At 32.8% G+C, this 26,835-nt stretch carries 27 protein-coding genes and 4 pseudogenes; 23 read left to right on the forward strand and 8 right to left on the reverse strand.

What is annotated here, in order from left to right; all coding sequences use genetic code 11:
- Positions 1 to 149: 149 nt before the first annotated feature.
- The 7 genes and pseudogenes from Q3V31_RS27425 to Q3V31_RS27455 all read left to right on the forward strand — a co-directional run.
- Positions 150 to 1,730 (forward strand): spore germination protein, encoded by a 1,581-nt coding sequence (locus Q3V31_RS27425; protein WP_016129395.1) that lies wholly within the window; start codon positions 150 to 152, stop codon positions 1,728 to 1,730.
- Positions 1,727 to 2,830, forward strand: coding sequence for a spore germination protein (locus Q3V31_RS27430; RefSeq protein ID WP_329767538.1), 1,104 nt, complete (start codon positions 1,727 to 1,729; stop codon positions 2,828 to 2,830). Before Q3V31_RS27425 ends, Q3V31_RS27430 begins: the two co-directional genes overlap by 4 nt.
- On the forward strand, positions 2,814 to 4,019 hold the full coding sequence (locus Q3V31_RS27435; RefSeq protein WP_001075384.1) for a Ger(x)C family spore germination protein: 1,206 nt from the start codon (positions 2,814 to 2,816) through the stop codon (positions 4,017 to 4,019). The genes Q3V31_RS27430 and Q3V31_RS27435 overlap by 17 nt, the downstream gene beginning before the upstream one ends.
- Positions 4,020 to 4,201: 182 nt before the next feature.
- Positions 4,202 to 4,729, forward strand: a complete 528-nt coding sequence (locus Q3V31_RS27440; RefSeq protein ID WP_090813372.1) for a GNAT family N-acetyltransferase — start codon at positions 4,202 to 4,204, stop codon at positions 4,727 to 4,729.
- A gap of 51 nt (positions 4,730 to 4,780) precedes the next feature.
- The gene (locus tag Q3V31_RS27445) at positions 4,781 to 5,707 is read left to right on the forward strand and encodes a GNAT family N-acetyltransferase (protein WP_090813373.1); all 927 of its coding nucleotides are present in this window, start codon (positions 4,781 to 4,783) and stop codon (positions 5,705 to 5,707) included.
- 189 nt (positions 5,708 to 5,896) lie between these two features.
- Positions 5,897 to 6,409, forward strand: coding sequence for a GNAT family N-acetyltransferase (locus tag Q3V31_RS27450; RefSeq protein ID WP_000405227.1), 513 nt, complete (start codon positions 5,897 to 5,899; stop codon positions 6,407 to 6,409).
- A gap of 19 nt (positions 6,410 to 6,428) precedes the next feature.
- Positions 6,429 to 6,569 (forward strand): annotated as a pseudogene (locus Q3V31_RS27455) (DUF2935 domain-containing protein); the annotation flags it as partial.
- A 151-nt stretch (positions 6,570 to 6,720) separates the two neighbouring features.
- Here Q3V31_RS27455 and Q3V31_RS27460 read toward each other — a convergent pair.
- Positions 6,721 to 7,611 (reverse strand): DMT family transporter, encoded by an 891-nt coding sequence (locus Q3V31_RS27460; RefSeq protein WP_000841817.1) that lies wholly within the window; start codon positions 7,609 to 7,611, stop codon positions 6,721 to 6,723.
- 114 nt (positions 7,612 to 7,725) lie between these two features.
- Here Q3V31_RS27460 and Q3V31_RS27465 point away from each other — a divergent pair, with 114 nt between their 5' ends.
- The 6 genes from Q3V31_RS27465 (at position 7,726) to Q3V31_RS27490 (ending at position 12,648) form a co-directional block, all read left to right on the forward strand.
- Positions 7,726 to 8,343 (forward strand): helix-turn-helix domain-containing protein, encoded by a 618-nt coding sequence (locus Q3V31_RS27465; protein ID WP_001275930.1) that lies wholly within the window; start codon positions 7,726 to 7,728, stop codon positions 8,341 to 8,343.
- Between the two features lie 175 nt (positions 8,344 to 8,518).
- Positions 8,519 to 8,809 (forward strand): ArsR/SmtB family transcription factor, encoded by a 291-nt coding sequence (locus Q3V31_RS27470; RefSeq protein ID WP_000153203.1) that lies wholly within the window; start codon positions 8,519 to 8,521, stop codon positions 8,807 to 8,809.
- Positions 8,810 to 8,854: 45 nt separating this feature from the next.
- The gene (locus tag Q3V31_RS27475; protein WP_000428043.1) at positions 8,855 to 9,805 is read left to right on the forward strand and encodes a hypothetical protein; all 951 of its coding nucleotides are present in this window, start codon (positions 8,855 to 8,857) and stop codon (positions 9,803 to 9,805) included.
- Positions 9,806 to 10,196: 391 nt separating this feature from the next.
- Entirely contained in the window at positions 10,197 to 10,346 is a 150-nt protein-coding gene (locus Q3V31_RS27480; protein WP_000424364.1) for an aspartyl-phosphate phosphatase Spo0E family protein, read from the forward strand.
- A 112-nt stretch (positions 10,347 to 10,458) separates the two neighbouring features.
- Positions 10,459 to 11,187, forward strand: coding sequence for an alpha/beta fold hydrolase (locus Q3V31_RS27485; protein WP_071734191.1), 729 nt, complete (start codon positions 10,459 to 10,461; stop codon positions 11,185 to 11,187).
- A gap of 60 nt (positions 11,188 to 11,247) precedes the next feature.
- Entirely contained in the window at positions 11,248 to 12,648 is a 1,401-nt protein-coding gene (locus Q3V31_RS27490; protein WP_000860386.1) for a protoporphyrinogen oxidase, read from the forward strand.
- 66 nt (positions 12,649 to 12,714) lie between these two features.
- Here the strand turns inward: Q3V31_RS27490 and Q3V31_RS27495 are convergent, their stop codons facing one another.
- On the reverse strand, positions 12,715 to 13,263 hold the full coding sequence (locus Q3V31_RS27495; RefSeq protein ID WP_000275246.1) for a hypothetical protein: 549 nt from the start codon (positions 13,261 to 13,263) through the stop codon (positions 12,715 to 12,717).
- A 230-nt stretch (positions 13,264 to 13,493) separates the two neighbouring features.
- Here Q3V31_RS27495 and Q3V31_RS27500 point away from each other — a divergent pair, with 230 nt between their 5' ends.
- Entirely contained in the window at positions 13,494 to 14,045 is a 552-nt protein-coding gene (locus Q3V31_RS27500; protein WP_090813375.1) for a GNAT family N-acetyltransferase, read from the forward strand.
- Between the two features lie 41 nt (positions 14,046 to 14,086).
- On the opposite strand, the gene Q3V31_RS27505 is transcribed toward Q3V31_RS27500, so the two are convergent.
- Together Q3V31_RS27505 and cspD are read right to left on the reverse strand one after the other, a co-directional pair.
- Positions 14,087 to 14,272 carry a cold-shock protein gene (locus Q3V31_RS27505; protein WP_000286203.1) on the reverse strand — a complete coding sequence of 62 codons (186 nt, stop codon included), beginning with the start codon at positions 14,270 to 14,272 and terminating at the stop codon, positions 14,087 to 14,089.
- An 86-nt stretch (positions 14,273 to 14,358) separates the two neighbouring features.
- Positions 14,359 to 14,562 (reverse strand): cold-shock protein CspD, encoded by a 204-nt coding sequence (gene cspD / locus Q3V31_RS27510; RefSeq protein ID WP_000176365.1) that lies wholly within the window; start codon positions 14,560 to 14,562, stop codon positions 14,359 to 14,361.
- A gap of 382 nt (positions 14,563 to 14,944) precedes the next feature.
- Here cspD and Q3V31_RS27515 point away from each other — a divergent pair, with 382 nt between their 5' ends.
- Positions 14,945 to 15,841: a CPBP family intramembrane glutamic endopeptidase gene (locus Q3V31_RS27515; RefSeq protein ID WP_000932895.1), complete on the forward strand. Its 897-nt coding sequence runs from the start codon at positions 14,945 to 14,947 to the stop codon at positions 15,839 to 15,841.
- Positions 15,842 to 15,858: 17 nt separating this feature from the next.
- A complete protein-coding gene (locus Q3V31_RS27520) occupies positions 15,859 to 16,500 on the forward strand; it encodes an AAA family ATPase (protein WP_000511262.1) in 642 nt (213 codons plus the stop codon).
- Between the two features lie 36 nt (positions 16,501 to 16,536).
- Here the strand turns inward: Q3V31_RS27520 and Q3V31_RS27525 are convergent, their stop codons facing one another.
- Entirely contained in the window at positions 16,537 to 17,298 is a 762-nt protein-coding gene (locus Q3V31_RS27525; RefSeq protein WP_097871977.1) for an arginase family protein, read from the reverse strand.
- Positions 17,299 to 17,621: 323 nt separating this feature from the next.
- Between Q3V31_RS27525 and Q3V31_RS27530 the strand changes: the two genes are divergently transcribed.
- From Q3V31_RS27530 to Q3V31_RS27545, 4 genes and pseudogenes are all read left to right on the forward strand, one after another.
- Positions 17,622 to 18,395: a Cof-type HAD-IIB family hydrolase gene (locus Q3V31_RS27530; RefSeq protein ID WP_000720252.1), complete on the forward strand. Its 774-nt coding sequence runs from the start codon at positions 17,622 to 17,624 to the stop codon at positions 18,393 to 18,395.
- Positions 18,396 to 18,497: 102 nt separating this feature from the next.
- Entirely contained in the window at positions 18,498 to 19,103 is a 606-nt protein-coding gene (locus Q3V31_RS27535) for a PRK06770 family protein (protein WP_000853604.1), read from the forward strand.
- A gap of 121 nt (positions 19,104 to 19,224) precedes the next feature.
- Complete coding sequence (locus Q3V31_RS27540) at positions 19,225 to 19,641, forward strand: MarR family winged helix-turn-helix transcriptional regulator (RefSeq protein ID WP_001065037.1); 417 nt, start codon at positions 19,225 to 19,227, stop codon at positions 19,639 to 19,641.
- A gap of 141 nt (positions 19,642 to 19,782) precedes the next feature.
- Positions 19,783 to 20,980: pseudogene (locus tag Q3V31_RS27545) on the forward strand (MFS transporter).
- A 17-nt stretch (positions 20,981 to 20,997) separates the two neighbouring features.
- Here the strand turns inward: Q3V31_RS27545 and Q3V31_RS27550 are convergent.
- Positions 20,998 to 21,894, reverse strand: coding sequence for a LysR family transcriptional regulator (locus tag Q3V31_RS27550; protein ID WP_139265917.1), 897 nt, complete (start codon positions 21,892 to 21,894; stop codon positions 20,998 to 21,000).
- Positions 21,895 to 21,999: 105 nt separating this feature from the next.
- Between Q3V31_RS27550 and Q3V31_RS27555 the strand changes: the two genes are divergently transcribed.
- Entirely contained in the window at positions 22,000 to 23,043 is a 1,044-nt protein-coding gene (locus Q3V31_RS27555; protein WP_000591695.1) for an aspartate-semialdehyde dehydrogenase, read from the forward strand.
- Positions 23,044 to 23,150: 107 nt separating this feature from the next.
- On the opposite strand, the gene Q3V31_RS27560 is transcribed toward Q3V31_RS27555, so the two are convergent.
- Positions 23,151 to 23,582 carry a hypothetical protein gene (locus Q3V31_RS27560; protein ID WP_071734199.1) on the reverse strand — a complete coding sequence of 144 codons (432 nt, stop codon included), beginning with the start codon at positions 23,580 to 23,582 and terminating at the stop codon, positions 23,151 to 23,153.
- Positions 23,583 to 23,974: 392 nt separating this feature from the next.
- On the opposite strand from Q3V31_RS27560, the pseudogene Q3V31_RS27565 reads away from it, so the two are divergent.
- Both Q3V31_RS27565 and Q3V31_RS27570 read left to right on the forward strand, forming a co-directional pair.
- Positions 23,975 to 24,790, forward strand: a pseudogene (locus Q3V31_RS27565) (C45 family autoproteolytic acyltransferase/hydrolase); the annotation flags it as partial.
- A gap of 1,285 nt (positions 24,791 to 26,075) precedes the next feature.
- Positions 26,076 to 26,327 (forward strand): annotated as a pseudogene (locus Q3V31_RS27570) (DUF3947 family protein).
- Between the two features lie 363 nt (positions 26,328 to 26,690).
- Here the strand turns inward: Q3V31_RS27570 and Q3V31_RS27575 are convergent.
- Positions 26,691 to 26,835: hypothetical protein (locus Q3V31_RS27575; RefSeq protein WP_329767539.1), on the reverse strand; the 145-nt coding region annotated here is incomplete at its 5' end.

A 26,835-nucleotide genomic window follows, 5' to 3' on the forward strand; every position in this document is an offset into this window, starting at 1 on the left:
CTTTTCATTCCATATATAATTTCAAGATTTTTTAGTTGGATTCGCGCACTAGAAAAAGAATAATATAACGAACCATACGGAGGACTTAAGTGAGAATAAATATTGATATGTTAAGAAGATTAGTATAGGAAGTTTTTTGAGAAAGAGTGATGAAGGTGAAAGCGCAGGATTCAATCGTTAACCAAAGCCAAGAACAAGGAAATACATATGAGAATAACGCAACAACAGTTTCTGAAGATTATTTTACAGGTGATTTCAACTTAGATCTAGAGGTTATAAAAAAAGAAGCTCTTGATAACTCGGACGTTTATTGTCGAGAGTTTAATATCGGTGGGACTAGCATCCGGGCAGTTCTTGTTTTTGTAGAAGGGCTTTCAGATAAAGATCTTATTGATACGCACATTTTGAAATCATTAATGGGTAATTTTTTTGATGAGTATAAAGATGAATCATCTAGTGCGAAAGAGAGTATTTCAAAAGAGTATATTAGAAATCAGGTTCTTTCTATTAGTGGAATCGATGAAGTACAATCCATACAAAAAATGATGCCAAAAGTGTTAATGGGTTCAACGGCATTATTAATTGATGGATTATCAGATGTATTAATACTTAATACAAAAAAAGGAAAAACACGTAATGTTGAAGAGCCAATATCAGAGGGATCGGTTAGGGGTCCACGGGTAGGTTTCACAGAAGTTTTGTCGGACAATACTGCTTTGTTGCGGTTACACGGTGAAAATGAAGGATTATCATTAGTGAAATTTCATGTAGGAGAACGGGCTAAGAAAGACTTGGTTGTTGCCTTTATGAAAGAGATTGCTGATCCAGAGTTAGTAGAAGAAGTTAAGAAAAGAATTGAGAAAATTAATATTGATAATGTGCCAGAGTCAGGTTATATAGAACAACTTATTGAAGATAATTATCTTAGTCCTTTCCCCCAAGTACAGAGTACGGAACGTCCTGATAAAGTTATCGCTGCATTAATGGAAGGAAGGGTTGCAATTTTATTAGATGGAACACCTTTTGCATTAATTGTTCCAGTTACATTTAGCATGATGATGCAATCGCCTGAAGATTATTATGAGCGTTGGATACCAGGTACACTGATTCGTTTATTGCGTTTTGGAACAGCTATTATTTCTCTATTTGCTCCCGCTCTGTACATTTCATTTATTTCATTCCATCCTGGACTGATTCCAACTAAGTTAGCCATTTCAATTATAGGAGGGCGAGAAGGCGTTCCGTTTCCTGCAATTATAGAAGGATTATTTATGGAAATTGCTATTGAAATTTTACGAGAAGCAGGGCTACGACTACCTAAGCCGATTGGTTCAGCGATGGGAATTGTAGGAGGATTAATCATTGGGCAAGCAGCTGTATCAGCTGGAATTGTGAGTCCAATCATGGTAATTGTTGTGGCGGCCACGGCTATTTCTTCTTTTGCACTTTCTCATTATAGTACAGCAATTCCATTACGTATTCTTCGCTTTGTAGCTATGTTTTCCGCTTCTATATTCGGATTATATGGAGTTATTCTATTTTTCTTATTTATATGCAGTCATATTGCAAGGCTTAAAAGTTTTGGTGTACCTTATGCTAGCCCGGCTGTCTTATATCAAGTTACCGATTGGAAGGATTTTATTGTTCGTATGCCAATTCAGATGATGAAGCGACGTCCGAAAATGTTGAATTTAAAAGACTATGTACGGAAAGGAAGTGAAGAGGAATGATTATGAACTCAAAGGACAAAATTCCGACTTCACAGGCAGCTGTGATTCTTATCAATTATATACTTGCTATCGGAATCCTCACTTTACCTAGAACAGCAGCTGAGAAAGTGCAAACTCCTGATGTTTGGATAACGGTTATTTTAGGAGGATTAATTGCGATAGTTGCAGGTATAATTATCGTGAAGTTAAGTCAACAATTTCCTGAAAAAACATTTTATCAATATAGCCAAGAACTTGTAGGGAAATGGCTTGGAGTGTTAATTAGTTTGTTGATTATCGGTTACTTTTTAACACTTTCTTCCTTTGAACTTAGAACGTTGGAATGTATAACAAGTTTCTTTCTATTAGAAGGTACGCCTGACTGGGCTATTCTTATACCATTCATGTGGATAAGTCTTTATTTAAATCTAGGCGGAATAAATGCGATAGCACGTTTATTTGAAATTATTTTTCCAATTACAGTTTTTATTTTTTTAGTGACATCTTTTATGAGTATTGGAATATTTGAACTGGATAATCTTCGTCCTGTATTAGGATTAGGGATTGTTCCGGTATTAAAAGGCTTAAAAACAACAACTATGGCATATTCGGGTGCTGAAATTATGTTAATACTTTTAGCCTTTATGAAGAAGCCATCTCAAGGTGTAAGGGTTGTAATAATTAGCACTATGATTCCTTTACTTTTTTATGTCATTACAGTTGTAATGGTTATAGGAGCGTTTTCTATCGATGGTGTGTTGGTGAGAACATGGCCTACAATTGACCTTATGAGAAGTTTTGAAATTCAAGGCTTAATTTTTGAACGGTTTGAATCTTTGTTACTAGTGATATGGATTATGCAAATCTTTGCAACATATACAATTTGTTATTATGCAGCTGCTTTAGGGTTAGCGCAGCTCTTTAAGAAAAATATTCATTCCTTTTTATATGGATTACTTCCGGTAATATATATCGTTGCGGCAATTCCTAAAAACATAAATGAATTATTTGAACTTGGAAATTTGATTAGTAACGCAGCGATTATATTATTTGGTATTCTCCCGTTTCTTCTCCTTATGATAGCAAAGGGGAGGAAAAACAGGCATGAATCAAAATGTTAAAGGTAAAAAATTTATTATAAGAATAACGTCAATAGTTTTTCTCTTATTACTTACAGGATGCTGGAGTAGTCATGAAATCGAGGAGTTAGGTTTCGCCGTAGGTTTAGCGATAGATAAAGGAAAAGAAACTAAGATTGAGAAAGAGATTGTAGAAAAGGGCGGCGGATATAAAAAGAAGAATTTAATAACAACCACCTATCAGTTTGTTAAAGCACAATCATCATCAGACGGAGGAAAAGGTGGAGTATCACAACAAAAGGCTTATATGAATGTTGCAGAAACAGGAGATTCTGTTCATCAATCAATACGTGAAGTTGCATTAAGAAGGCAAAGGCCTATCATTTTTCACCATACAAAAGTAATAGTTGTTAGTGAAAGTATTGCACGAACATATAATTTAACGCAGTTATTGGACATTTATGTTCGTGATAATGAAATGAGACCTAGTTGCTTTATTATGGTTAGTAAAGGGGTAGCTAGTGATGTGTTAAAATCAAAAGAATCAGGGGAGATTCCAGCATTTCGCTTGATTGAAATCGAAGATAACCAATATAGATCCTCACGAATTTTACCGCCGATGCCACTTGCAAAACTACCAGGAAAGGTGAAATCTGGAGCGAGTTTTCTTTTGCCAAACGTGATTTCTATAGACGGAGAAGTGAAATATGTAGGTGCTGCTGTTATGAAAGGAAGTACAAAAAAACTCCGTGGCTTTTTGAACGAGAATGAATTAGAGGGCTTAATGTGGATAACTGCAAAAGGGAAAAGTGGCTTGGTGAAAAGTTATGATAAAAAGACGGGAAAATTAGTTATGTATGAAGTGAAATCTATGAAAAGTAAAATTACGCCTCATGTTAAAGGGGATAAGCTCTCTTTCGATGTCAATGTTCAGTCTGTGGGCCGGTTATCCGAAAACTGGTCTGAGTCAGAGGAAGCTTTTAAAAATGCATTTCTCAAAAGAGTGGAGCAATCTGCCCAACAAGAAGTGAGGCGATTAGTGAAACATACATTGCAAAAAATTCAAAAGGAATATAAAACTGACGTTGCTGGCTTTAACACTAGTTTGAAAATCGAGTATCCAAAAGTATGGAAAAAAGTTGAAAAAGATTGGGATAAAGTATTTAGTAAGACTCCAATTAAATATAATGTAAAGTTAACAATTGAAGATTATGGTACGGAAGGTGCATAACAAAGAAACAACAAAAAATATACAAAAGCTCTGAAGCATGAATTTTTTTATAAAAATGCTCCAGAGCTTTTTATTGTACTTAGTAAATGAATAAGAAGATATATATTCCGTTTTAATATTCTTTATTTTATAATTATTTATAAGTATTAGTAAATATAATCACTAAAAATAGGAGTGATGAAATGACAATATTACCTATACGAAAAGATGAGGCCATAATTATTAATATGGAAAAACTATATTGTAAAGTGTTTGATAAAAGAAATTTTGATGAAATGGTAGAACGAATTACAAGACATATGGGATATACAGATTTTAAAGGAGTATTAGCAATAAATGATGAAAATGAAGTTATTGGTTTTACTTATGGTTATCGTTCTTTGGAAGGATACTACTATAATCAATTAATGAGAAAATCATTGAATTTGGAACAAGTAGACCAATGGTTAGAAGATTGTTTTGAATTTGTAGAGTTAGCAGTTCATCCGGAATATCGAAATGAGGGTCTTGGAACGAAATTACATAATGAATTATTAGAAGGGATTCCAAATAGAACAAGTGTTTTAACTACACAAATAAACAATGAAAAAGCGCGTTCTTTATATGGAAAATTAGATTGGGTAAATGTATTGGAACCATTTCATCCAAGTAAAGATGATGTTCCTTATGTAATAATGGGAAAAGTATTAAAGACAAAAGTGAATAAATAACTTTGTTGTACATATAAGTTATTGGTTTATAACATTTAAGGGGAAAACAAAATGACGATAATATCTATTGAAAAAGCTACAATTTTAGATGCTGAAAAGTTAACAGAAATAATGAAAAGGACATTCGATGAAGAAGCAAAACGATGGTTGTGTGACCAAGAGGGGGTAATTGATTATAACATTCAACCACCAGGGTATTCTTCAGTTGAGATGACTATATATTCGATCGAAGAATTAGATTATTTTAAAGTGATAATGGACGAAGAAATTGTCGGTGGAATTATAGTTACGATTTCTGGTAAGTCTTACGGCAGAATTGATCGTATTTTTGTAAATCCCAAACATCAAGGAAAAGGGATTGGATCACAGGTTATCGATTTTATAGAAGAAGAGTTTCCGAGCGTAAGAATTTGGGATCTTGAGACATCTAGTAGACAAATAAATAACCACCATTTTTATAAAAAAATGGGCTTTGAAACAATTTTTGAAACGGAAGATGAATATTGTTATGTGAAAAGAATAAAGAAAGCTTCAAGCGAAGAAAACTTAGTTAATAATAATGATATGAAAAATGGGCAATACGAAAACTGTAATTTGGTAAATACAGAGTATTATCAAGTGAATTTAAAAGGTAGTTCATTTGTTTATAGCAATGTAATGAATATTAATATGAGCAATTGTAATTTAAGTCAATCAAAGTTTAAAAATATAAATTTGAGGAACTCCTCATATACAGATTTAAATCTTTCAGGTAGTGAATTTAACTTGGTGACATTAGGTGGAGTGCAATTCAAGAATACAAATCTTGGAACTGAAAAGGAGCCTATTTCATTTGAACGATGTGATTTGGAAGGATGTATAATAAGTAATAGTAATCTTGAAAACGCGGAAATAGAAAATTGTAATATAACTGGTATGAAAATAAACGGTATTCCAGTAGAAGAGCTGCTTGAATTGTATAATCAAGTAAAAAGTTAAATAAAAAATCACTTAGTGTCTTCTAAGTGATTTTTTATTTTGAACGAGTATGAATAATGAATAAGAGATGATGTTCAAAAATGGATATTATATCGGAATAATTATATAAAAATAACATAAAGAAATAAGGGTAGGCAGGATTTTCCGGTTGGATATTAGAATAATGATACTTGAATGGAGGAGAGAAAGATGGAGATTAACGTTAGAGCAGTAGAAATACAAGATGCTAGAGCAATTCATCGTATATGCATTCAAAATGATGTTTTACCATATATGGTTTTTCTACCTAGTATGCGTGTAGATGCAATGGAGAATAGAATTCGAAATTTAGCGCAGAATCAATTTGAATTTGTAGCAGAATATGATGGAGAAGTTGTTGGATTTGTCGGTTTAACCCAAAGCCCAGGACGAAGATCTCACTCGGGTGATTTATTCATCGGAGTAGATAGTGAATATCACAATAAGGGAATTGGAAAAGCACTTCTTACAAAAATGCTGGATTTAGCTGATAATTGGCTAATGTTAGAACGAGTGGAACTTGGTGTATTAGAAACGAATCCTAGAGCCAAAGTATTATATGAAAAATTTGGATTTATCGAAGAGGGTGTAAAGGTTGGGAATTTGAAGGCGCATGGGAAATTTGTTAACGAAATCATAATGAGTCGTTTTAGACCAAATGGTTTGATTGTACATAATAAATAGAGGTGTAAATTGAACGGAAATATCGACATGCCAAATTCGGAATGTTATTAATCCGTTGCTTGCTGATCATGTTACAAGAGAGGCAGAGCATTTCCTCTTCATGATTCATGTATTGGAGCAAAGGCTAAAGCAAAAGCAGGTAGAACAATCTCCGCAATAATAAATAAACAAGAAAAGCATGACATTAGTTTGTCATGCTTTTCTTGTTTATCCCACTATTTGTGGGAGTTTTACTGCCTGTAAACGCCCGATTGGTGAGGCCTAATAATCAGCGGGAGGTGAACAAAAAACCTACTGATTAAAGTTTCACTTTATAAATTGTGATCCAATTGTTTCGGTTGTAATAAAAATAATGCTAATCCACTGAAAATAAGTAGAATTCCTAATCCTTGCTGTAAAGAAATTGTTTCATCTAAAATGAAGTAGGCTAGAATGCAAGTTCCAATTGTTTCTCCTAAAATACTCATCGAGATAACCGTAGCGCTCATCCATTTTAATAACCAGTTGAAAATTGTTTGTCCTAAAATCGTTGCAATGAATGCCAGACCTATAAAGGACCACCATGTTTGTGAAGTGTAATGTAAGAAAGATGATTGCTGTGTGTAAGCAAATATGCCGAGAAATAAAGAACTACTGCCATAACTAATTACCGAGTACGGTATTAGGGAGAGGTCTTTACGAACATGTTGACTAATGAAAAAGTAAGCTGTTATAACGCCAGCAGCAATAAAAGCTAAAATATCGCCGTATAAAGCTTCTCCGCTAATCTGAAAATCTTGCCACCCGATCACGACACTTCCTGAAATTGCAATAAGGCAGCCTATAATCGCACCTTTTGTAAACCGTTCCTTAAATAAAAAATAACCACCGACCATTGAAAATAAAGGTTGCAACGTTACGATAACTGTAGAACTTGCTACAGAAGTATACTGTAATGATTCAAACCAGAGGACATAATGACCTGCTAGAAATAATCCAGATAAGAGTCCAAATCCCCATTGTTTTTTTGATAATGAGCGAAGTTCGGTTCGATTACTTGTATTAAATATTAGAAACGGTAAAAGAATTGCCGTAGCAAACAATAATCGATAAAAAGCAGTAATTGCTGCAGGGGCATCAGCTATTTTTACAAAGATAGCTGAAGTAGATAAGGCGAACACGCCGAAAAATAAGGTGAAATATGAAAGAATAGGTGATTTCAAAGTTTGTCCCTCCGTTACGTTGTTTATTATAATGAATAATATATAATATAATGTACAAGAGTTAGTATATAAGCCTTAGGTGAAATAAGGAAGGATTAATTGCTCCTGTTTAGTATGTCAGCACAAAAGGAACAAAAGATGTATTATGATGGACGAAAGGAAGTTGTAACAATGATTCATTATCGACTGGGTCAAACTGTTTTAAGTTATCGTAAGAAAAATAATATGACAATTCGTGAATTTGCTGATTATGCAGGAATTAGTACTTCACTTATTAGTCAAATTGAAAGAGGAAATGCCAACCCTTCTTTAAATGTATTGGAATTAATTGCGAAAGCATTAAATGTCCCGCTATTTACTCTTTTTATTAATGATATTGATACAGACTCACTTATTTCTAAGAAGAAAGATCGAAAAAAAGTATATCGAGAAAATAATGATCATATTGTTTATGATGTGCTAACACCAGATTTTATGAAAGCACGCATTGAAATGCTAATGATGGATTTAAATGAACACGCAAATACAACAGAAAGTCATTATTCTCACGAAAATAAAGAAGAAATTGCAGTTGTAATGAAGGGGGAAGTGTATGTGGAATTAGAAGGGCGTGAATATTTTTTAGAAGAAGGAGACGTTGTGCGTATTCCACCGAATGTGAAGCATAGATTTTTGAATAAGAGTGATGAGATGAATCATATCTTATTTGTGCTAACACCTTCCTTAAGCTAAGAGAGTAACTTAAGAATACATACTTAGTGGTAACATAATAGAAAATATGAATTACGTAAAGATTCGCGCGTATAATAAAAGCCTTTCTATAAATACATACACATTTGATTTTCACTATTTATGTTAAATAAGATGAGAGATTTGACAAAAGAAAAAACAAAAATATGGTAGTTCCATGACTATCAAACAAAATAATTCAGATGAAGAAAGAGTGAAAATTTTTAAGGCTTTGGCAGAGGGGAAACGAATCGAGATTGTTCGTTATTTATTTCGTAATCAAAACAAACATACTTGTGGAAAAATTGAGAGTGCATTAGGAACGAATAAGTCAAATCGATCGTATCATCTCAAAATATTGTTAGAAGCAGATTTAATTCTTGTAGAACGACAGGGGCAACTTAAATTTATAACAGTAAAGGAAGAAATGTTTCAAGAATTTTTACCGGACTTTTTGGCAACTTTATAGATGCTAAAAATCCATTTTTATTAGGGGTTAGAGAGGATAATAGAGATGGAAAATATAAGTGTATTAAAAGGTGGGCTTTCAATTATATCTCAATGTAAAAAAGAAACAAATGATATTTGGCATGCGCATTTTGGAGCAGCTGCAATTGCTAGTTATTTTTTTGCTAAAGATAATAGCATTGATGAAGAAACAACATGTAACATTTATTCTCAAGCGAAAATGATGCTCCATAAGCAAATGTTAGGAGAAACAATTGATAATAAACAAGGTGTCGATTTTCAAAGTGCTGAAAAAACGATAATCAAATCTTTGAAACAAACGATTGATGAACTCCATTGGGTTGGTCACAATGTAATTTACGCTTCTTTAAGTTTATTAGCCATTAAGGAGTTGAGTCATTGGGGGAGTAATCAAGATATTAATAATATAGCAAACCTTATCTTATCGTTTCAAAAAACAATTCCCGGTAGGTCTTGGATTGGTTTTACAACTAAAGAGGTAAAGCAATTAAGTATAAATTATGATGAGATTCAAAGTGAAATTAAAAACCCAAAGCAATTATCTAAATTTATTTTAAATGAGTTATCAAAATTTCATGTTATATATAAGGCGGAATCACATCACGATTTAATTGGCCATATGCTTACCTTTTCACATGCGGTTAATATATTATATGACTTAGGGCATATAGAATTATTTCAACGAGGAATAAAACCACTATTAAAGCTAGTTTATGTACTTAGAGAAAGTCGCAATTTAATGTCGAATGCTCAAATAATATTGAATTCTCCTGTAGATCGTTTACCTCTCACAAATGCAAAACAAGTTGATACACTTCCGCTAGATAATGCATTCTGGCTTAAAGACTATAGTGAATTTAATTGGGATTTTGGGCACATATTTAAATTTTCATATAGTTATTTTGATCACTTAACAAGGGTTCCGGAATATAAAAATAAAACAATTGAGAACTTCTGTTTTATTATTAATGAGTAAAAGTGTCTAACTTTAAATTAATAGTAATTGGTACATATTCATGAGCTTCAGTAACATATTTATAAAAATACGAAAGTTTTTGGTAATAACTTATTATATTTTACGTGAGAGGATGTAGAATATGTTTATTTCTGTTACTAGAATGCGTCTAAAGGGAAAAAGCAGGATACGATTCCTAAATGGGATAATTGTAAGGAAGTATTGCATAGTAAGTATGGTAGATAATTGGTGTGATTTGCAAGAAGGGACTTAGTATAAGTCTCTTTTTTGTTAGTAGTATATTATTTTTTCAAATATGTAAGATTTTACATGAGTATGAGGCTTTTACTTATTATGTAAGTAGGCTATACTAAAATACATATATTTTGAAATTGGAGCGAATATAGACGACATGGAATTAGTAAAGTTAGAAAAAGTAATTGAATTGAAAAAAGAAGAATTATTGAATCTAGTCTCAAATTATGGACTTCAACATGAAAAAGTAATAGAGCTCAGCCAAGAAATTGACAAATTAATTAACTGGTTTATGTTTTTAAAATAGAAAGAACTATGACGTGATTTGAATATGTTATAGTTCTTTATTATTTAGTAATAGAAAGGTACTCGATATACAATCAATAAACAGAATATTCATTATAGTAGGAGGAGAATAAATGATTTTACATACGCATATTTCAGGCGAAGGGGAACCAATTGTGCTTTTACATTCTGGTGGGATGACAGGTTTAGTAGAGTTTGAAGAGCAGGTAGAATTTTTTACAGAAAAGCATTTTAAAGTAATTCGTCCTGATTTAAGAGGACATGGCGAATCAGGAGGTACATTAGATAATTATTTTCTTTGCTCTGCAGATGATTTAAATGATACGCTAGAACATTTGCAAATTAATAGTTGTCATATAGCGGGTGTTTCACTAGGGGGATTAGCCGCTTTATTATTCGCAAAAAAATATCCAGATAAAGTGAGGACATTAACCTTTTCAGGTGTTTTTCCAGTTAAGCGAGATAATTGGGAAGAGTCTCAGGAGTATGAAGCAAAGTGTCATCAACAGTTGATGGAAAATGAAGAAGTAGTAACTTATATGAATCAAATTCATGTAAAAAGTGATTGGAAAGGATTGCTTGAATCGTGGCAAGTTAAGGATTGGTACCCATTTCATGAAACGGGTGATGTAGCTAATCTTCAAATACCCACACTGTGTATTGTTGGGGGAGATTCAGAAGATGAAGTTACAGCCGCTACAACTTTTAAACAATTAAACAATAATATACATATTGCCGTTATTCCGTTTGCCGGTCATTTAGTGCATAATGATCAACCGGGAATATATTCGAATATATTGTCTAATTTCTTACAGAATGCGCAAGCTGCTAGTCGGATATAGGGACTTTTGGGTATAATAATAAAGGAATTATTAATTGTATCGGTTAGGAGCGCAGCAAATATGAAAACAGTCGTTGTCATCGGTGGAGGTATTACTGGACTTTCTACTATGTTTTATTTAGAAAAATTAAAGAAGGATTATAATATAGATATGAATTTAATCCTTATTGAGAAAGAAGAGTATTTAGGTGGTAAAATCCACAGTGTGGAAGAAAATAATTTTATTATGGAATCTGGAGCAGATTCTATCGTTGCTCGTAATGAACATGTTTTGCCGCTTGTAAAAGATTTGAATTTAGAAAATGAAATGGTATATAACGAAACAGGTATTTCATACATATACTCTGATAACATATTACATCCAATTCCTGCTGACACTATATTTGGGATTCCTATGAGTGTTGAATCATTATTTAGCAGTACACTAGTCTCAAAAAAAGGGAAAATTGTTGCTTTAAAAGATTTTATTACGAAAAATAAAGAGTTTACAAAGGATACATCACTTGCTGTATTTCTAGAAAGCTTTTTAGGGAAAGAGTTAGTGGAAAGACAAATTGCGCCTGTACTTTCAGGTGTATATTCTGGTAAATTGAATGAGCTTACTATGGCATCTACATTACCGTATTTAGTGGATTATAAAAATAAATACGGAAGTATTATTAAAGGTTTTGAAGAGAATAAAAAACAATTTCAATCAGCAGGAAATAAAAAATTTGTATCATTTAAAAGTGGACTATCTACAATTATTAATCGCTTAGAAGAAGTGCTGACTGAGACTGTCATTAAAAAAGGTGTTGTAACGACTGCTGTAAGTAAAAAAGGTGATCAATATGAGATTTCTTTTGCAAATCATGAGACAATACAAGCTGATTCTGTCGTTTTAGCGGCTCCGCATGATATCGCACAAAATTTATTACAGTCTTATGAGCTAAACGAGAATTTTAATAAATTTAAAAATTCATCGCTTATAAGTATTTATTTAGGCTTTGACATACTAGATGAACAACTACCGGCTGACGGAACAGGTTTTATCGTAACGGAAAACAGTGATTTGCATTGTGATGCTTGCACATGGACAAGCAGGAAGTGGAAACATACATCGGGTAAACAAAAGCTATTAGTAAGAATGTTTTATAAGAGCACTAATCCAGTATATGAAACGATCAAAAGTTATAGTGAAGAGGAATTGGTACGAGTAGCTTTATATGATATTGAAAAGAGCCTTGGAATTCAAGGTGAACCAGAAGTAATTGAAGTTACAAATTGGAAAGATTTAATGCCGAAATATCATTTGGAACATAGTCAAGCAGTGCAATCATTAAATGAAAAATTGACGGCTCTTTATCCAAATGTATACTTAGCTGGAGCTTCATATTACGGTGTCGGAATTGGTGCTTGTATTGGAAACGGAAAGAATACTGCCAATGAAATAATTGCGACATTGAATGAGCAGTCAAAATAATAATATTGAATACATATGAAAATAAAAATGTCCCTCCAACATAATGGAGGGACATTTTATTTGTAGTTACTTCACATTAATTGAAATCTTTTTATGATTGGCTTTATTATTTTTAATAGTTAATGTTATTTCTCCAGATTCTTTAAAGGAGTACGGTGAGAGTTGATAAAGTTCTTTAATATTATGTTCTTCTTGTAATTTATTTGTAGGTATTATTGTTATATTAGGTTTCCATGTTTCCTGTTTTCCTGAAGGGTAGGCTACTACTATTTCTGGATTACTTAATTGTATTGTTTCCCAAGAGGCAAAATATAGTTTAACTTCTGCATCTTTTTTTAGTAATTCTTCTGAGAAATAACCCAATTCACCAACATTACCGAAAACAGTAAAATTTTGATTTTGCAATTCAATATTTAAATATCTAGGTTGATATGTCGCTGCGTGATAAATTCCGTATGAAAGAGAGATTGTGGCAGCCGTTAATATACCAACTGAAAATGTCTTAAAGCTATTTCCTTTAAAACTAGTCATCATGAATGAGTTTGGTGTGAATTTTTTTGCGAATAAAAAAATGAGTAAAATGAGCAAGAGGGATAAGCCAATGAAAATATACATAAAGTTTAAGCACCTCCGTCAGAAGTATTTACTGTTTTTCTATATTTTAACATGAGATGGTATTAATTAGGGGTGGTCTTTAGAGGGGAATTAATAAATACAACGAAGTTATATATTATTAAGAGGATAAACATCGCTAGAAATATTTGATTTGTGGGACATTGAGGACTTTCCTAATTATAAATACTTTTTCTGCTATAATAAATGAGTAGAGAGAAAGGAGTGATCCTATGGCATTTCCTATGTTAGAAACAGAACGCTTGCGCTTAGTTGAAATAGAACAATCTTATTGTCAAAAAATATATGAAATATTCTCATTAGATGAGGTAACGTGTTATTACGGTATGAATTCTTTTACTGAGTTTGGACAAGCTTCACGTATGATTGAATCTTTTTCGAAAAATTACTTTGAGAAAAAGGCGATACGTTGGGGGATTGTATTAAAAGAAACAAATACTTTAGTAGGAACAATTGGATTAAATAATTTACAACTTTGGAGTAAACGATCTGAGATTGGATATGATTTACATCCTCGTTATTGGGGGAATGGTTTTGCTTCAGAAGCTGCTCGAGAAATTATTGCTTATGGATTTCAAGATTTAGGTTTATTTAGAATTGGAGCTATTACATATCCTGAAAATATAACTTCGTGTAATATGTTATCTAAATTAGGTTTTCAAAAGGAAGGACTGTTACGCGGATACATTCATCAAGGAAATAAACAACACGATGCATTAATGTATTCTGTTGTGCGAACAGATCTAGAGGATAATCATTATTAATAAAAAGCCCCTCTTAATAAAATAAGAGGGGCATGTAAAAATTAACCTAACTTAGGTAATAAACGTTCTCCGCTTTTCATGCTACTTTTACATAAAGGGCATTTAGGCTCTTCTTCAAATGAAAAGTTCTTTCTCATCCATCCTAAACAATCCTCTGATTCACATTCCCAAACAGGTGTTTGCTCCGGTGGTACTTCTGCTACATCGTTCTTTCGATTGCGATACATGTAACCACTCCTTTTATGTAAAAATTTTTAGTTATATATTAAAAAGGTTGTTAACCGAGCTGGTAACAACCTTTTTATTGTTTGAATTATAGCTTTACAACGTTTTTAGCTTGAGGTCCACGGTTACCGTCTTCAACTTCGAAGCTAACTTCTTGACCTTCGTCAAGAGATTTGAAGCCGTCGCCAGTGATAGCTGAGAAGTGAACGAATACGTCGTTACCGTCTGCAACTTCGATGAAACCGAAACCTTTTTCGCTGTTAAACCATTTTACTTTACCTGTTAATGTCATGGTAATGCCTCCTAAAATTTAAAAAGATTACAATATGATCGGCCTTATTTGAATGAAAATAAAAGTTCACATATTATCAAAAACCCATAAGGAGTACGAAATGGTCCTGATTGATACTTGATAATATGCAAAGAAAATATATTGTTAAATTGACCTTAATTACTATCTTACAACAAATGGTGTGAAATAGCAAGTGCTGGTAATACCAGTGAATGAATTGGGTGATAATGGTAAAAAGCACATAGACATCTCTTTTATTTATATATTATTCCTAATCTGAATATATTCCAAACAGAAATCATTTATATTAAAAAGTATGTTTAAGGGAAACGATATATATTTTAAGAATACAGATGATCACAATAATAAGGAGGATAGAATATTGCTAAATAAACAATTTAAAATAATTGAAGCAGCAAAAGAAGGGAGAAGAAAAGTTCATCCTGTTTTCGCTGTTATACTTGCTATTGTATTTTTGACTTTAGGTGAATTATTTATGTTATTTATGCTGTTTTTACCGAAAACAGAAACAACCTTTATGAAGGCAATTTATAGTAATATTGAGATGATATTAACGTTTGGTGGGGCTATATTTTTTGTGTTTTTATGGATTAAATTTGTAGAGAAAAGGTCATTTTCATCTATTGGTTTTTGGAAAGAGAAATGGATGAGAAAGTATTTGAGAGGTGCATTTATAGGGTTTATTTTCATTTCGATACCAGTAATTGTACTCGTGTTAACAGGAAATGTAAAACTACAAATGCAAGAAATTACGATGACAGCTATATTTGGTATTGTAGGGTCTTTAGTTGCATTTTTAATACAAGGGGCAACTGAAGAAATTGTTGTACGAGGGTGGTTATTCCCAGTTCTCTCTGTTAGAAGCCGAATATGGATTGGGATTGTTGTGACTTCTTTTTTATTTGGTTTTCTTCATTTACTTAATCCAGGTATTACAATTCTTTCAATATCGAATATAATATTAGTTGGTGTATTTGCAGCTTTTTACGTATTAAAGGACAGTAGTCTTTGGGGGATTTGCGCATGGCATTCCATTTGGAATTGGGCACAATATAACGTCTTTGGTTTTGCAGTAAGTGGAATGTCAATGTATTCTACACCACTTTTTAAACCTGTAACAAATGGCAATGAAGTCCTTCATGGAGGCTCATTTGGGATTGAAGGTAGTATTATTACAACAATCATGCTTTCTATCGCTTCAATTGTTTTATGGAGACAGTTATGGGGGAGAAGAGTGAAACAACGAGATTTTAGTTAAGGAAAGTGGGAGAAACTATGGGGATTATAGCGTTTGAGGGAGCTAGTGCTGTTGGTAAGAGTAGCACATGTCGTGAACTAGAAAAAAATTATGATGCATACATTATACCTGAAGTGAATTTTTTATTTGAAAGACCGAAAAATGAACATAGAACATGGTATTTTGAAAAACAAGTAGAGCGTTGGAATATAGCGGTGCAGAAGTCGCAGCAATATGAATTAGTAATACTTGATGGAGACATTTATCAGCCACTTAGTTATAATTGGTGTTTCCATTTTGAAATATTTAATCAACCATTATCTTTAATAGAAAACTTTTATAAAGAAAAACTGATACATAAGGAAATTGGTTTTCCCGATCAATATTTTTATTTATATACGAATGATGAAGAACTTAGAAAACGGAAAGAATCTGACGAGACGAGAAAAAGAAGAAATTTTGAAAAACATTTACATATATCAAAATCGCTTCAACGTTATTACGAAAATTTAAATACTGTTACAGACGGGTACTGTAAAATGATTGACGCGGAAAGTGTAAAATCGAATGAATTAGAAATTGTGAAAAGTTTAAACAGTTTAAATGTGTGTGAAGAGAGACGTTTTGATGTTTCGAGATTAGATGCTATTACGAAGTGGTTAAAAGAACATCGTGCATAAAAACAACGAGTGCCTTATAAGGCACTCGTTGTTTTTTTATGTATTATATATTGATTTTAAAATTTGTAAGTTTGCTTTTTCATTTTTTTTAATAGCATTTGTATATTTAGCTAGAAAGAGCTGAGACGGATAAACCGGTATTTCACCACAAATATCAATACCATAGACATTTTTATTCCTAATAAGAGAATGAATACATTTTAAAAGTGTAGAGAGTTTCATATGTCCTTGATCCCAATTTGTAATAGTTACTTTTGAATCTAAAACATCTTTATCAATGCTTACATATATAGTCTCTGTATGAATATGCGAAAGTATTGTATGTGCAGAAACTTCATTAGATGTATTTATCAGGAACACTTCTACGCATGAATAATCATTAGAATGAATTGTTAAAGAAGAAGGTCCAATAATAATTACTTTCTTTAATTTCGGGTTGTTTTGAAGAGCGAATGATACCCATGACCCGCAAGAAATAAGAGTATGATCATTTTTTTCTTTTAAGTTCATGTCAGTGTGATGATCAAATAAAATAAGGCTAAATGGTTCATCTATTTCTTTTAGTAGCAAATAAGTTACATAATGATAATTTCCAGAACCGATAAAGGTGATTCCTTTTTGTTTTCTACGATATAACTCCCGTTTTATACGCATTAAAGAAGGAGTCTCGCAATACAGGTTTGAGTGCTCTAAATGACTAAAATCAATATCTTCATGTGAATAAGAATGAAGTTTATTTTGTAATAAATATGTATTATCAAAGTTTAAAAAAGTTAAACCGCTATACAATAAACTCATATTTATTCATCTCCTTTATATTTAGGCTAGCATATATTTTTATGAATTTGAAACGAAATGCTTAGAGGGGGAGTTGCATTTGAAAAAGACGGGGGATTTTGACGGAATAATCTTTCAATTTATAAAGAAAAGAAATACAATATAAGGAAATACATATATGATTCAGGGAATAGAAAATATGTAATAAACGAAAATGAATTCCGCTATTTGCGGGAAATTAGACTCAAAATTCAGCGGAGGTCAACTACCCGTAAAGGCTCGATTGCCTCAACGAATAATCGATGTTTCGAGTTATAACTTGTGAAGGAGGAATAAATATAAGCATGAAAAAGATTATTATTTCAGATCTTGATGGGACCTTATTAAGAAGTGATAAAACAATTTCAGAGAAATCTATTAATATTTTGAGGGAATGTAAAAATAATGGAGACGAATTGATTTTTGCTACAGCAAGGCCTCCAAGGGCTATAAAACAGTATATTCCCAACGTGTTAAAAAGTGAGATTATCATTTGTTATAACGGAGCTCTAGTTCTTAAAGGTAATGATATTTTATATGAAATGAAGATTTCTAAAAATGATATTTTAGAAATTATAGAAATAGCAAAAAAGTATAATCTTCATCAGATTTGTCTTGAAATAAATGATAAGCTGTACTCAAATTTTGATGTTACTGATTATTTTGGTGATGTGCCGTCTGAAGTCATGGATATAAGAAAGTTAAACTTTGAAAAAGCTTCTAAATTAATTGTTTGTACTCATGGCTCAATAAATAAGGAGTTCACTAAGGAATTGCCCGATGAGTGTAAGGCAGTCATTACAGATAACGGAACATTGTGCCAAATTATGCATACGGATGTTTCAAAATGGAATAGTATTCAGCATGTTCTACAGTACTTAAATCGAGACGTATCAGAAGTAATTGCATTTGGAGATGACTACAATGATATGGAAATGATAGAAAAGTGTGGGATTGGTGTAGCGATGAGCAATGCTGTTGAGGAATTAAAATCTGTCGCTAAATTTATTGCCAAAAGTAATGATGAGGATGGAGTTGCTACATTTCTAGAAAGTAATAGTTATATTTATGTTAATTAGTATGAAAAAATGAATTGCAGTATGTTGCGAAAAAAGAGAAGCTACATCTGTTTTTGATAGATAAAAATTATGAAAAGGGCTATGTGGGAGGAAACAGGCGAGATGAAAACACTATTTAAAGTATTAGGGATTATCGCGGGGATGGTAGTAATTGGGGTAGGTTTAACATATGGGATATTGTATTATTTGAATCACAGTAAACCAGCTGCGAAAAAGGAATCACCAGCCGCTCCGGCAGTAGAAGTGCTAGCTGATAGTAATGTAAAAGCTGAAGATGCAAAGCTTTTAGAAAATGGCAATCATTCATTACCGAATAGCGGTTTTAATAAAAATTTTAAGTGGACAGATGAGAACATACAGACAGCACTACATGAAATGGCACATCAAAAAACGAAAGCTGATCAAAAATGGGGCTATATTTTTATTACACAAGAACGAATTGAAAGTTTACTTGAAATTATAAATAGTAATGATGTTGCACAAAAAAGTACATATGTGGATATTTTAGAACGATGGAAACAAGGAAAATATGAAAAGGTTGATGTGGACCACAACAAGATTTGGAAATTGCAAAGTGGGAATTTAGGAGAAGGGAAAGGAGTAATGTCAGAAAAGGAGCAACAAGAATTAATTAATCAAGTTTTTATACAAAAAGGTACATATTCAGGTAGTAAATTAATTGCAGGTGAGGTACAAGCTAATAAATAATATACATATTGATTTTGAAACACCTTTGTGGGTATAAATGCAAAGGTGTTTTTATTGACACAAGAAATAAATGGGAATATGATTCATATGTGAAATAAATTAGAGGGGCTTAAATATACATATGAATAACAGAGAGCTTTACGGAAATATTCGTGATGTTTATCATTTACTCCAAAGAAATTTAGATAAAGCAATTGAACAATATGATATAAGTTATGTTCAATTCGGAGTAATTCAAGTACTCGCAAAATCTGGGAAAGTATCCATGTCAAAGTTAATTGAAAACATGGGGTGTGTTCCAAGTAATATGACAACAATGATTCAACGGATGAAGCGTGATGGTTACGTTATGACAGAGAAGAACCCCAATGACCAACGTGAAACGCTCGTTTATTTAACTAAAAAAGGTGAAGAAACAAAAAAGCAAGTAGATGTGCAATATAGTGATTTTTTAAAAGAGAACTGTGGTTGTTTTACGAAAGAAGAAGAAGAGCATTTAGACGCTTTATTATTAAAGTGGAAGAAGCATTTGAATTAAATATAATAAAAATGTAACATTCTGTTACATTTTTATTTATATAAATACTTCATATATGAAATAAAAATTAGTGCAACAAAAAAAAGAAGGGAGATAATTATAAGGATTTATTTCATATGTGAAATAAAAGGGGAGTTTTATATGGAGGTAAAGTCGATGATACGTATTTTGGCAATTGTAGCTTTTTTTGTCGGGCTAGATTCATTACTTGTGGCACCTTTATTACCAGCTATTACAGAAACAATCAGTATGCCTGATGGGAGTGGAGGACTTTTAATTACTATTTATGCGCTTTGTTATGGAATAACGGCACCTTTATTCGGCCCCAATGTCTGATAGAGTTGGAAGGAAACGTATGATCATAATGGGGTTTGTTATCTTCTCCATTTCTACATTTTGTACAGGAATAGCTAAGAATTTTGAAATACTTTTATTATTTCGTGGTCTAACAGGTTTAGCCGGTGCAATGATTATGCCAAGTATATTTGCATTAGTAGGAGATAAAGTTACATATGAGTCAAGGGGAAATGCAATGGGAACGATTATGGGAGCAATGGTAGGTTCGACAGTCATCGGAGTACCCATAGGCGCATTTTTATCTGAAGTAGGAAATTGGCAGTGGACATTTTATTGTATAGGACTATTAACTTTATTTATTACATTACTAGTTAATCAGCTATTAGAAAACGAAAAACCGAGAGATGAGGTGCGTGTTTCTATAACGAAGACGTTGATTGCATCGTTAAAAATGGTTTTAGTAAATGTATCAGTTTTATTTGCATTATTAGCAACGTTCCTATGGACAATTGGATTACACGGAATGTTTTCATACATAGGTGTTTATTATGGAAGTAACTTTGGACTTTCTGTTGGCGAGATAGGGATGGTCATCTTTCTGGCGGGAATTGGTAGTTTAGCTGGGAATATTTTTGGTGGAAAGTTAGCTGATAAAGTAGGAAAGAGGAATGTTGTTTCCATTGCCAGTATTTTAGCCTCAATTAGTGTAATGATATTCTCGCTTTCTATAGAAAATCTAGCAATTGCAATTACTGTACATATAATTTGGAGTTTATTTATTGGATTTGGTCAAGCATCATTAACGGCTTTAATTTCAGAATTAAAACCAGCTGTGCGAGGGACTGTGATGGCATTAAATAGTTCTGCCATGTATATTGGAATGACCATTGCTTCTGGAGCAGCTTCACTTGCAGTAAGTAATGGATTGTCGTTTTCTTCTTTAGGAATTATGTGTGCAATTGCTAGTTTACTAGTTCTTCCAATCGTATATGCTTTAGTTAAAGAAAAGGAAACGTCTAATAAAAAGAAAATGACTATATAAGTTAACTACTATCTCTATTATATTTTTGTCTTTTTTAATAATGTAAGAAACGATTGTAAAACGGGTGAAATCCATCTAGATTTATGATAGATTACATGGCTTTGAATAACTGTTGGAGTTTCGATAGGCTGATAACAGAGTTGCTCTTTTTGACAACTTTCTTGTACAACGATGTAAGGAAGAATTGAAATTCCTAACTCACACATCACGGATTGTTTAATGACTTCAACATTGGAGGTTTCAAATGTTTTAGCTGGAATAGTCCCGCTTTGACGTAAAAAACGATCTACCATCGGTCTATAGCCGCAGCTTTGTTCTGTAAAGATAAACTGGGTATCCTTTAATAAACAAAATGGATTAGAGTGTGTTGAGTAATGAGTAGGTAAAATCCATCCAAATGTTTCATTACAAAAAGTACGCGTAATAAAATCATTATGTTCCATACTTTCTCCAATTATGAAAATAACATCTGTTTCTCCTTCACGCAGCTTATTCATTGCTTGTTCGTTTGTAGTTGTTTCCAATACGATATTTACTTTCGGATTTTCCTGTTTGTAAGTACGTAATAATTGTGGTAAACGATACACTGCTAATGATTCGTTAGAGGTAATTGTTAATGTTCCCTCTAAATTATCATTATTTTGAGGGATTTCTTGCGCTTTTTCATAAATAGCAAGTAATTCTAAGGCATAAGGATGAAATTGATAACCTGCTTTTGTAAGAAGTACTTTTTTCCCTAATCGATCGAATAGAGGAATGTTTAAATCGCTCTCTAATGATTTAATATGGGCGGTCACTGTAGATTGCGCATAACCTAATGCATGAGCAGCTTTAGAAAAGTTGCCATATTTAACAATGGCACAAAATGTTTTAACATGTCTCATTTCCATAAGCAATCCCTCTTTTATTATCATGATTTGTGAATGATTATATCATGTATTTCAATTTTCCAAATGATTAAATTCTTTATAAGATGAAATTGTAGCAATATTCATTTAAGTGATATTGGAGGAGAAAAGATGATCAAAAAAGGTTATCATGTAGCTGTTGTTGGAGCTACAGGTGCAGTTGGGCAGAAAATTATTGAACTGTTAGAGAAAGAAACTAAATTTAATATAGTTGAAGTTATATTACTTTCATCAAAACAATCCGCTGGTAAGGTAGTGCAATTTAAAGGACGAGAGATAATTGTACAAGAGACAAAAACAACTAGTTTTGAAGGTGTAGACATTGCATTTTTTAGTGCTGGAGGAGAAGTTTCTAGACAATATGTAAATCATGCAGTTTCTAGTGGCGCAATCGTAATTGACAACACAAGTGAATACCGAATGGCACACGATGTACCACTCGTCGTTCCAGAAGTAAATGCACATACTTTAAGGGAACATAAAGGGATCATTGCAGTTCCGAATTGCTCAGCACTACAGATGGTAACAGCTCTTCAGCCAATTCGAAAATCATTTGGTATAGAACGAATTATTGTTTCAACGTATCAAGCCGTATCAGGCTCAGGAATTCATGCGATTCATGAATTAAAAGAACAGGCTAAGTCAATGCTTACAGGTGAAGAAGTGAAGAGTACTATATTACCAGCGAAAAAAGATAAGAAACATTATCCAATTGCATTTAATGTATTGCCGCAAGTGGATATATTTACAGACAACGATTTCACATTCGAAGAAGTAAAGATGATTCAAGAGACGAAGAAAATTTTAGAAGATCCAAATCTGAAAATGGCAGCTACTTGTGTCAGAGTTCCAGTTGTATCGGGGCATTCTGAATCGGTTTATATTGAACTTGAAAAAGAAGCGACCGTTGCAGAAATTAAAGAAGTACTACTGAATGCACCAGGTGTTATTTTACAAGATAATCCTAGTGAACAAATTTATCCAACGCCATTATATGCAGAGGGTAAAAGAGATACATTTGTAGGTAGAATACGCAAAGATCCGGATACGCCAAAAGGATTCCATCTTTGGATTGTTTCTGATAATTTATTAAAAGGTGCGGCTTGGAACTCAGTTCAAATCGCAGAGACATTGGTGGAAAAGGGGATTATTTAGTATAAATTTATTTAAACATTGAAAATAGGAGGATATATGGGGAAACCGTTAATTATAATGGTTTCCCATTTTTACTTAATGAGTATTCTCCTAACTTCAATTTGAATTTAATTTAAGTTAGTTTTTATAGTGTTTTTATAAATATCAATTTTATTTGCAGAGAATTTTAAAGATCTAGGCTCTCCATTAATTGTGAGATAAATATTAATGGAGATTGGCATCTCAACCTTTTTTACTATATCTTCTATAGCAATATACTCATTTTCTTTTTCGTTATAAAAAACAATGGAACTAATTAATACCTCGTTATTTTCAATATCAATACTACACATCATAGGGGATTTCTCATCATTATGTATGATTAATTCGCCCAGTACTATTGAACCGTTTAATTCTTCTGTGAGATTTATAGTTTCCACTGGTTTTACCCACGTTTCATTGCACTCTTCATTTTCCTCTTCATCTATTGCCCATTCCCATATTGGGTTTTGTTTTAAGTCTTCAATGGTTAATTCGTCAACGGGTTTGCTTTTACTCATATACAATTACTCCCTTTATCATAATAAATGGATGATTAAAAAATTTTCTTTCTTTAACTGAACAATATGGCCATTTGCATCCCTTTGAAATACAAGTTTTCGCATTTTCATAATCAGTTGAACGCCAATAAACAGGTTCAATGTAGAGTTTATTCCATTTGATATTATTTTAACTAGTTTCGAAATACTGTACTCATCCTAATAACCTCTCGAACACTTGTTCTTACGGTAATTTTAACAATGTTTTGAGTAGGTATCAAATAGTTATTAACTGACCTGATTGAAAAGGAAAAAGGATTGTTAAGGTATGTGGAAAAGAGCGAAAAACATCAAGAATGAACAAAAAGATTTCGGTATGATATGGATATATTCAATGTGAGGGGGAATTTAAGGTGTATCAAATAAAGGGGTATTTTTCGTCACTAAAAGGAAATTATTATGAAATTGGTAAGCAACAAGGAGAATTCGTAAAGAAACATCCGTATCTCATTCCACAATTTATACAGCAAGAAAATTTAATATGGGATAACCATTGGACAGAATCTAGAAATGTACTAAAACAATATTGTCCAGGAATTAATGAAGAAATTGAAGGCTTTTGCGAAGTATTGAAAATTCCTTCAAAGAATATGATGTATTATTATCAGACACTATTAAAAGCAGGTTGTAGTCATTGTGCAGTATTGCCTAAAAAAACTGATTTAAAGCATACATATGTATTAAGAAATTTTGATTTATCACCCAAAATAGATGATATGCGTTTTTGTTCGACGCATATTGAAGGTGCATATGCACATAGTGGCTTTTCTACTCAATATTTCGGCCGAACAGAAGGAGTTAATGAGCATGGGTTATCTATTACATTTTCAGCATGTGGTCAACCTGTAGGGAATATTGAAGGTTTAAGAAAACCGTTGGTAAATGGTTTGCAATGTTTTGCGGTAATTCGAGTAATATTGGAGAAATGTAGAAATACGCAGGAAGCTACATAATTAATAAAAGAAATGCCTATAGCAAGTAATATTAATATAATTGTAGCGGATCCTTTAAACGCAGCACATATTGAAATATTTGACGGGCATAAATCAATAACAACAATTAATGAGGAAAGCCAAGCTTTTATCGTATCAACAAACCATGCAGTCAGTTCACCTATTCAGAAATTAAATAATAGGAAATTGGCAAGTGGGGTACAATCGTTGGAAACTGGAAAACTAATTTGTTAGTTTTGTTCGATGGGGAAATAGAAGCGTACAACGGCCACCCTTATTGGGAAATTGCTTACTTCGATGAAGAGGGCAATGTGGTTCATAGCTGTCAAAAGGGAGAGTATGCGATATAAGTAAAAAAGGACGAGCAGTCGTACCTACTGTCCTTTATAGGAGAAAAATTATTCTGGACTAGAACTACGAATAACCAGAAAACGCGCTTTTAACCAGTGTTGTCAAAGATGTAATAATCTATGCAACAAAAAAGCTTAGTCGGAATTCAAAACACCAAAATGGCTTGCATTGGTAAACAGGCTCAAAAGTAGTATATGCAAAATGAAAAATTCCATACAAAAAGCAGACAACAATTTTGGTTGTCTGCCAGTGAGTCGAATGAGTTAGCTAATTGTGATAAATTGCTTTCCCATTACAAGAAGAGTGAAGCTGCTAGTTCAAACAGCTTGTAGGTAGTCTTTTCGATATTTAAAAAAATATACAGAGAAAGCAGATAAGTGACGTATCTACCTGCTTCTGCTGTAACAAAAGAAAGAAGTATTAGCCGTGGATACGGCGGCTTGAGAATAGTATGTATTGGTTTTGAAAAAATATTCAAGGAGTGAAGGGAAATGGGATGGGGACAAATTTGAGGGCTATTCACTCGAACAGCTTCGTACCCGTCACAGTCGGTATCCTATTGTGACGGGTATCTGACTTATATTATTGAGAGAACGGGACGGAAGGATGCCACGGTATTGTTACAGGAATCCAGACGGACCTGCGCGCTTGTCCCAGCATTCGTGAGTTGCGTCACGGCATTCAAGATAGCAGATCTTCTGCCAGATTTGACGGCCACGTTATAGTTCACGACTAGGGGGCGGACTGGGTCCTGATGGGGAAAGCGATTGAGAATTGCTTTATGATAGGTTGTTCTTAACGTGACGTTCGCTGTCAGCGTGAAACCTTCTATAGTAATGCCAGTCAGCGTTGTCCCGTTAAATGAGGTGAGTTTGACTGTAAGCATGTAACGGTTTTGCATATTTATTTTTCCTTTATTATTAGACTCAATTTATTTTATGCTTGTCTAACAATTTAGTGTAGACACTTGCATCATAATAAGTTGAAAGATATATAAGATTATATTTTGATAAGGCGTGGGGATTAAAAGAAGGCAGTTGAACAAAAACGCTATTTGAATAAAAGCTAGTGGACTAGTTTTTAACACTCACTGAAATTAATACTCATAATATACTTTGTAATAACTTATATGGAAGTGAGTTGAATACTAATGTTTTATTCATATTTTGATACCCGAGATAGAATGCGTCCGTATGGTACGGCGGGTATTACGTATAGCGGAGCACAAAGTACAATTTAAGCTGTTCAACAAGCGTTACAAGCACAGCAGCAAATGCAACAAATACAGCAAGGCATATAACCGTACTATTCATCTATGGAGTAGTATTATCCAATGCATCATATTACACCATACGGAATTTCTGTTTCAATAATTCCATATGGAACTGTATACAATTTATAAAAATATGCGGGGGAATAAATTTGAGTATTTATATAAGGGCGCAAGTACAGAGTGCCCTTATAAGAAATGATTCGTATCTGATGAATTAATATTCAATTAAATGTGTAATTAAGATTAATATAAAAATTTTATTTTGTATGTATTTGAAACACGAAAAGAGCACTTAATAAAGTGCTCTCATGACGAGATCATTCACTCAAAAGAAAGGAATACACCATATCATACGAAAAATATTTTGAAATGCTCTTGGGTAAATTAATTATTATTTGTAAAAAAAGCAGCTAGCAAAAGCTAACTGCTCAGATATTATAGGAATTAATGGAAGAACAGAGAGATATGATTAGTGTCTCTCTGTTTTTTATATTATTCGCAAATAAATCCGGTTGCTATACCAGTTGGAGCAACACCTACTGGGACCGTATCAATAACCGTATTTGTAGCAGTATTGATGACAGAAACAGTATTACTAGCTTGGTTTGTAACATAGGCGCGAGTGCCATCTGGTATG

It is taken from the genome of Bacillus nitratireducens (assembly GCF_036320425.1).
GTDB classification, from domain to species: domain Bacteria; phylum Bacillota; class Bacilli; order Bacillales; family Bacillaceae_G; genus Bacillus_A; species Bacillus_A nitratireducens.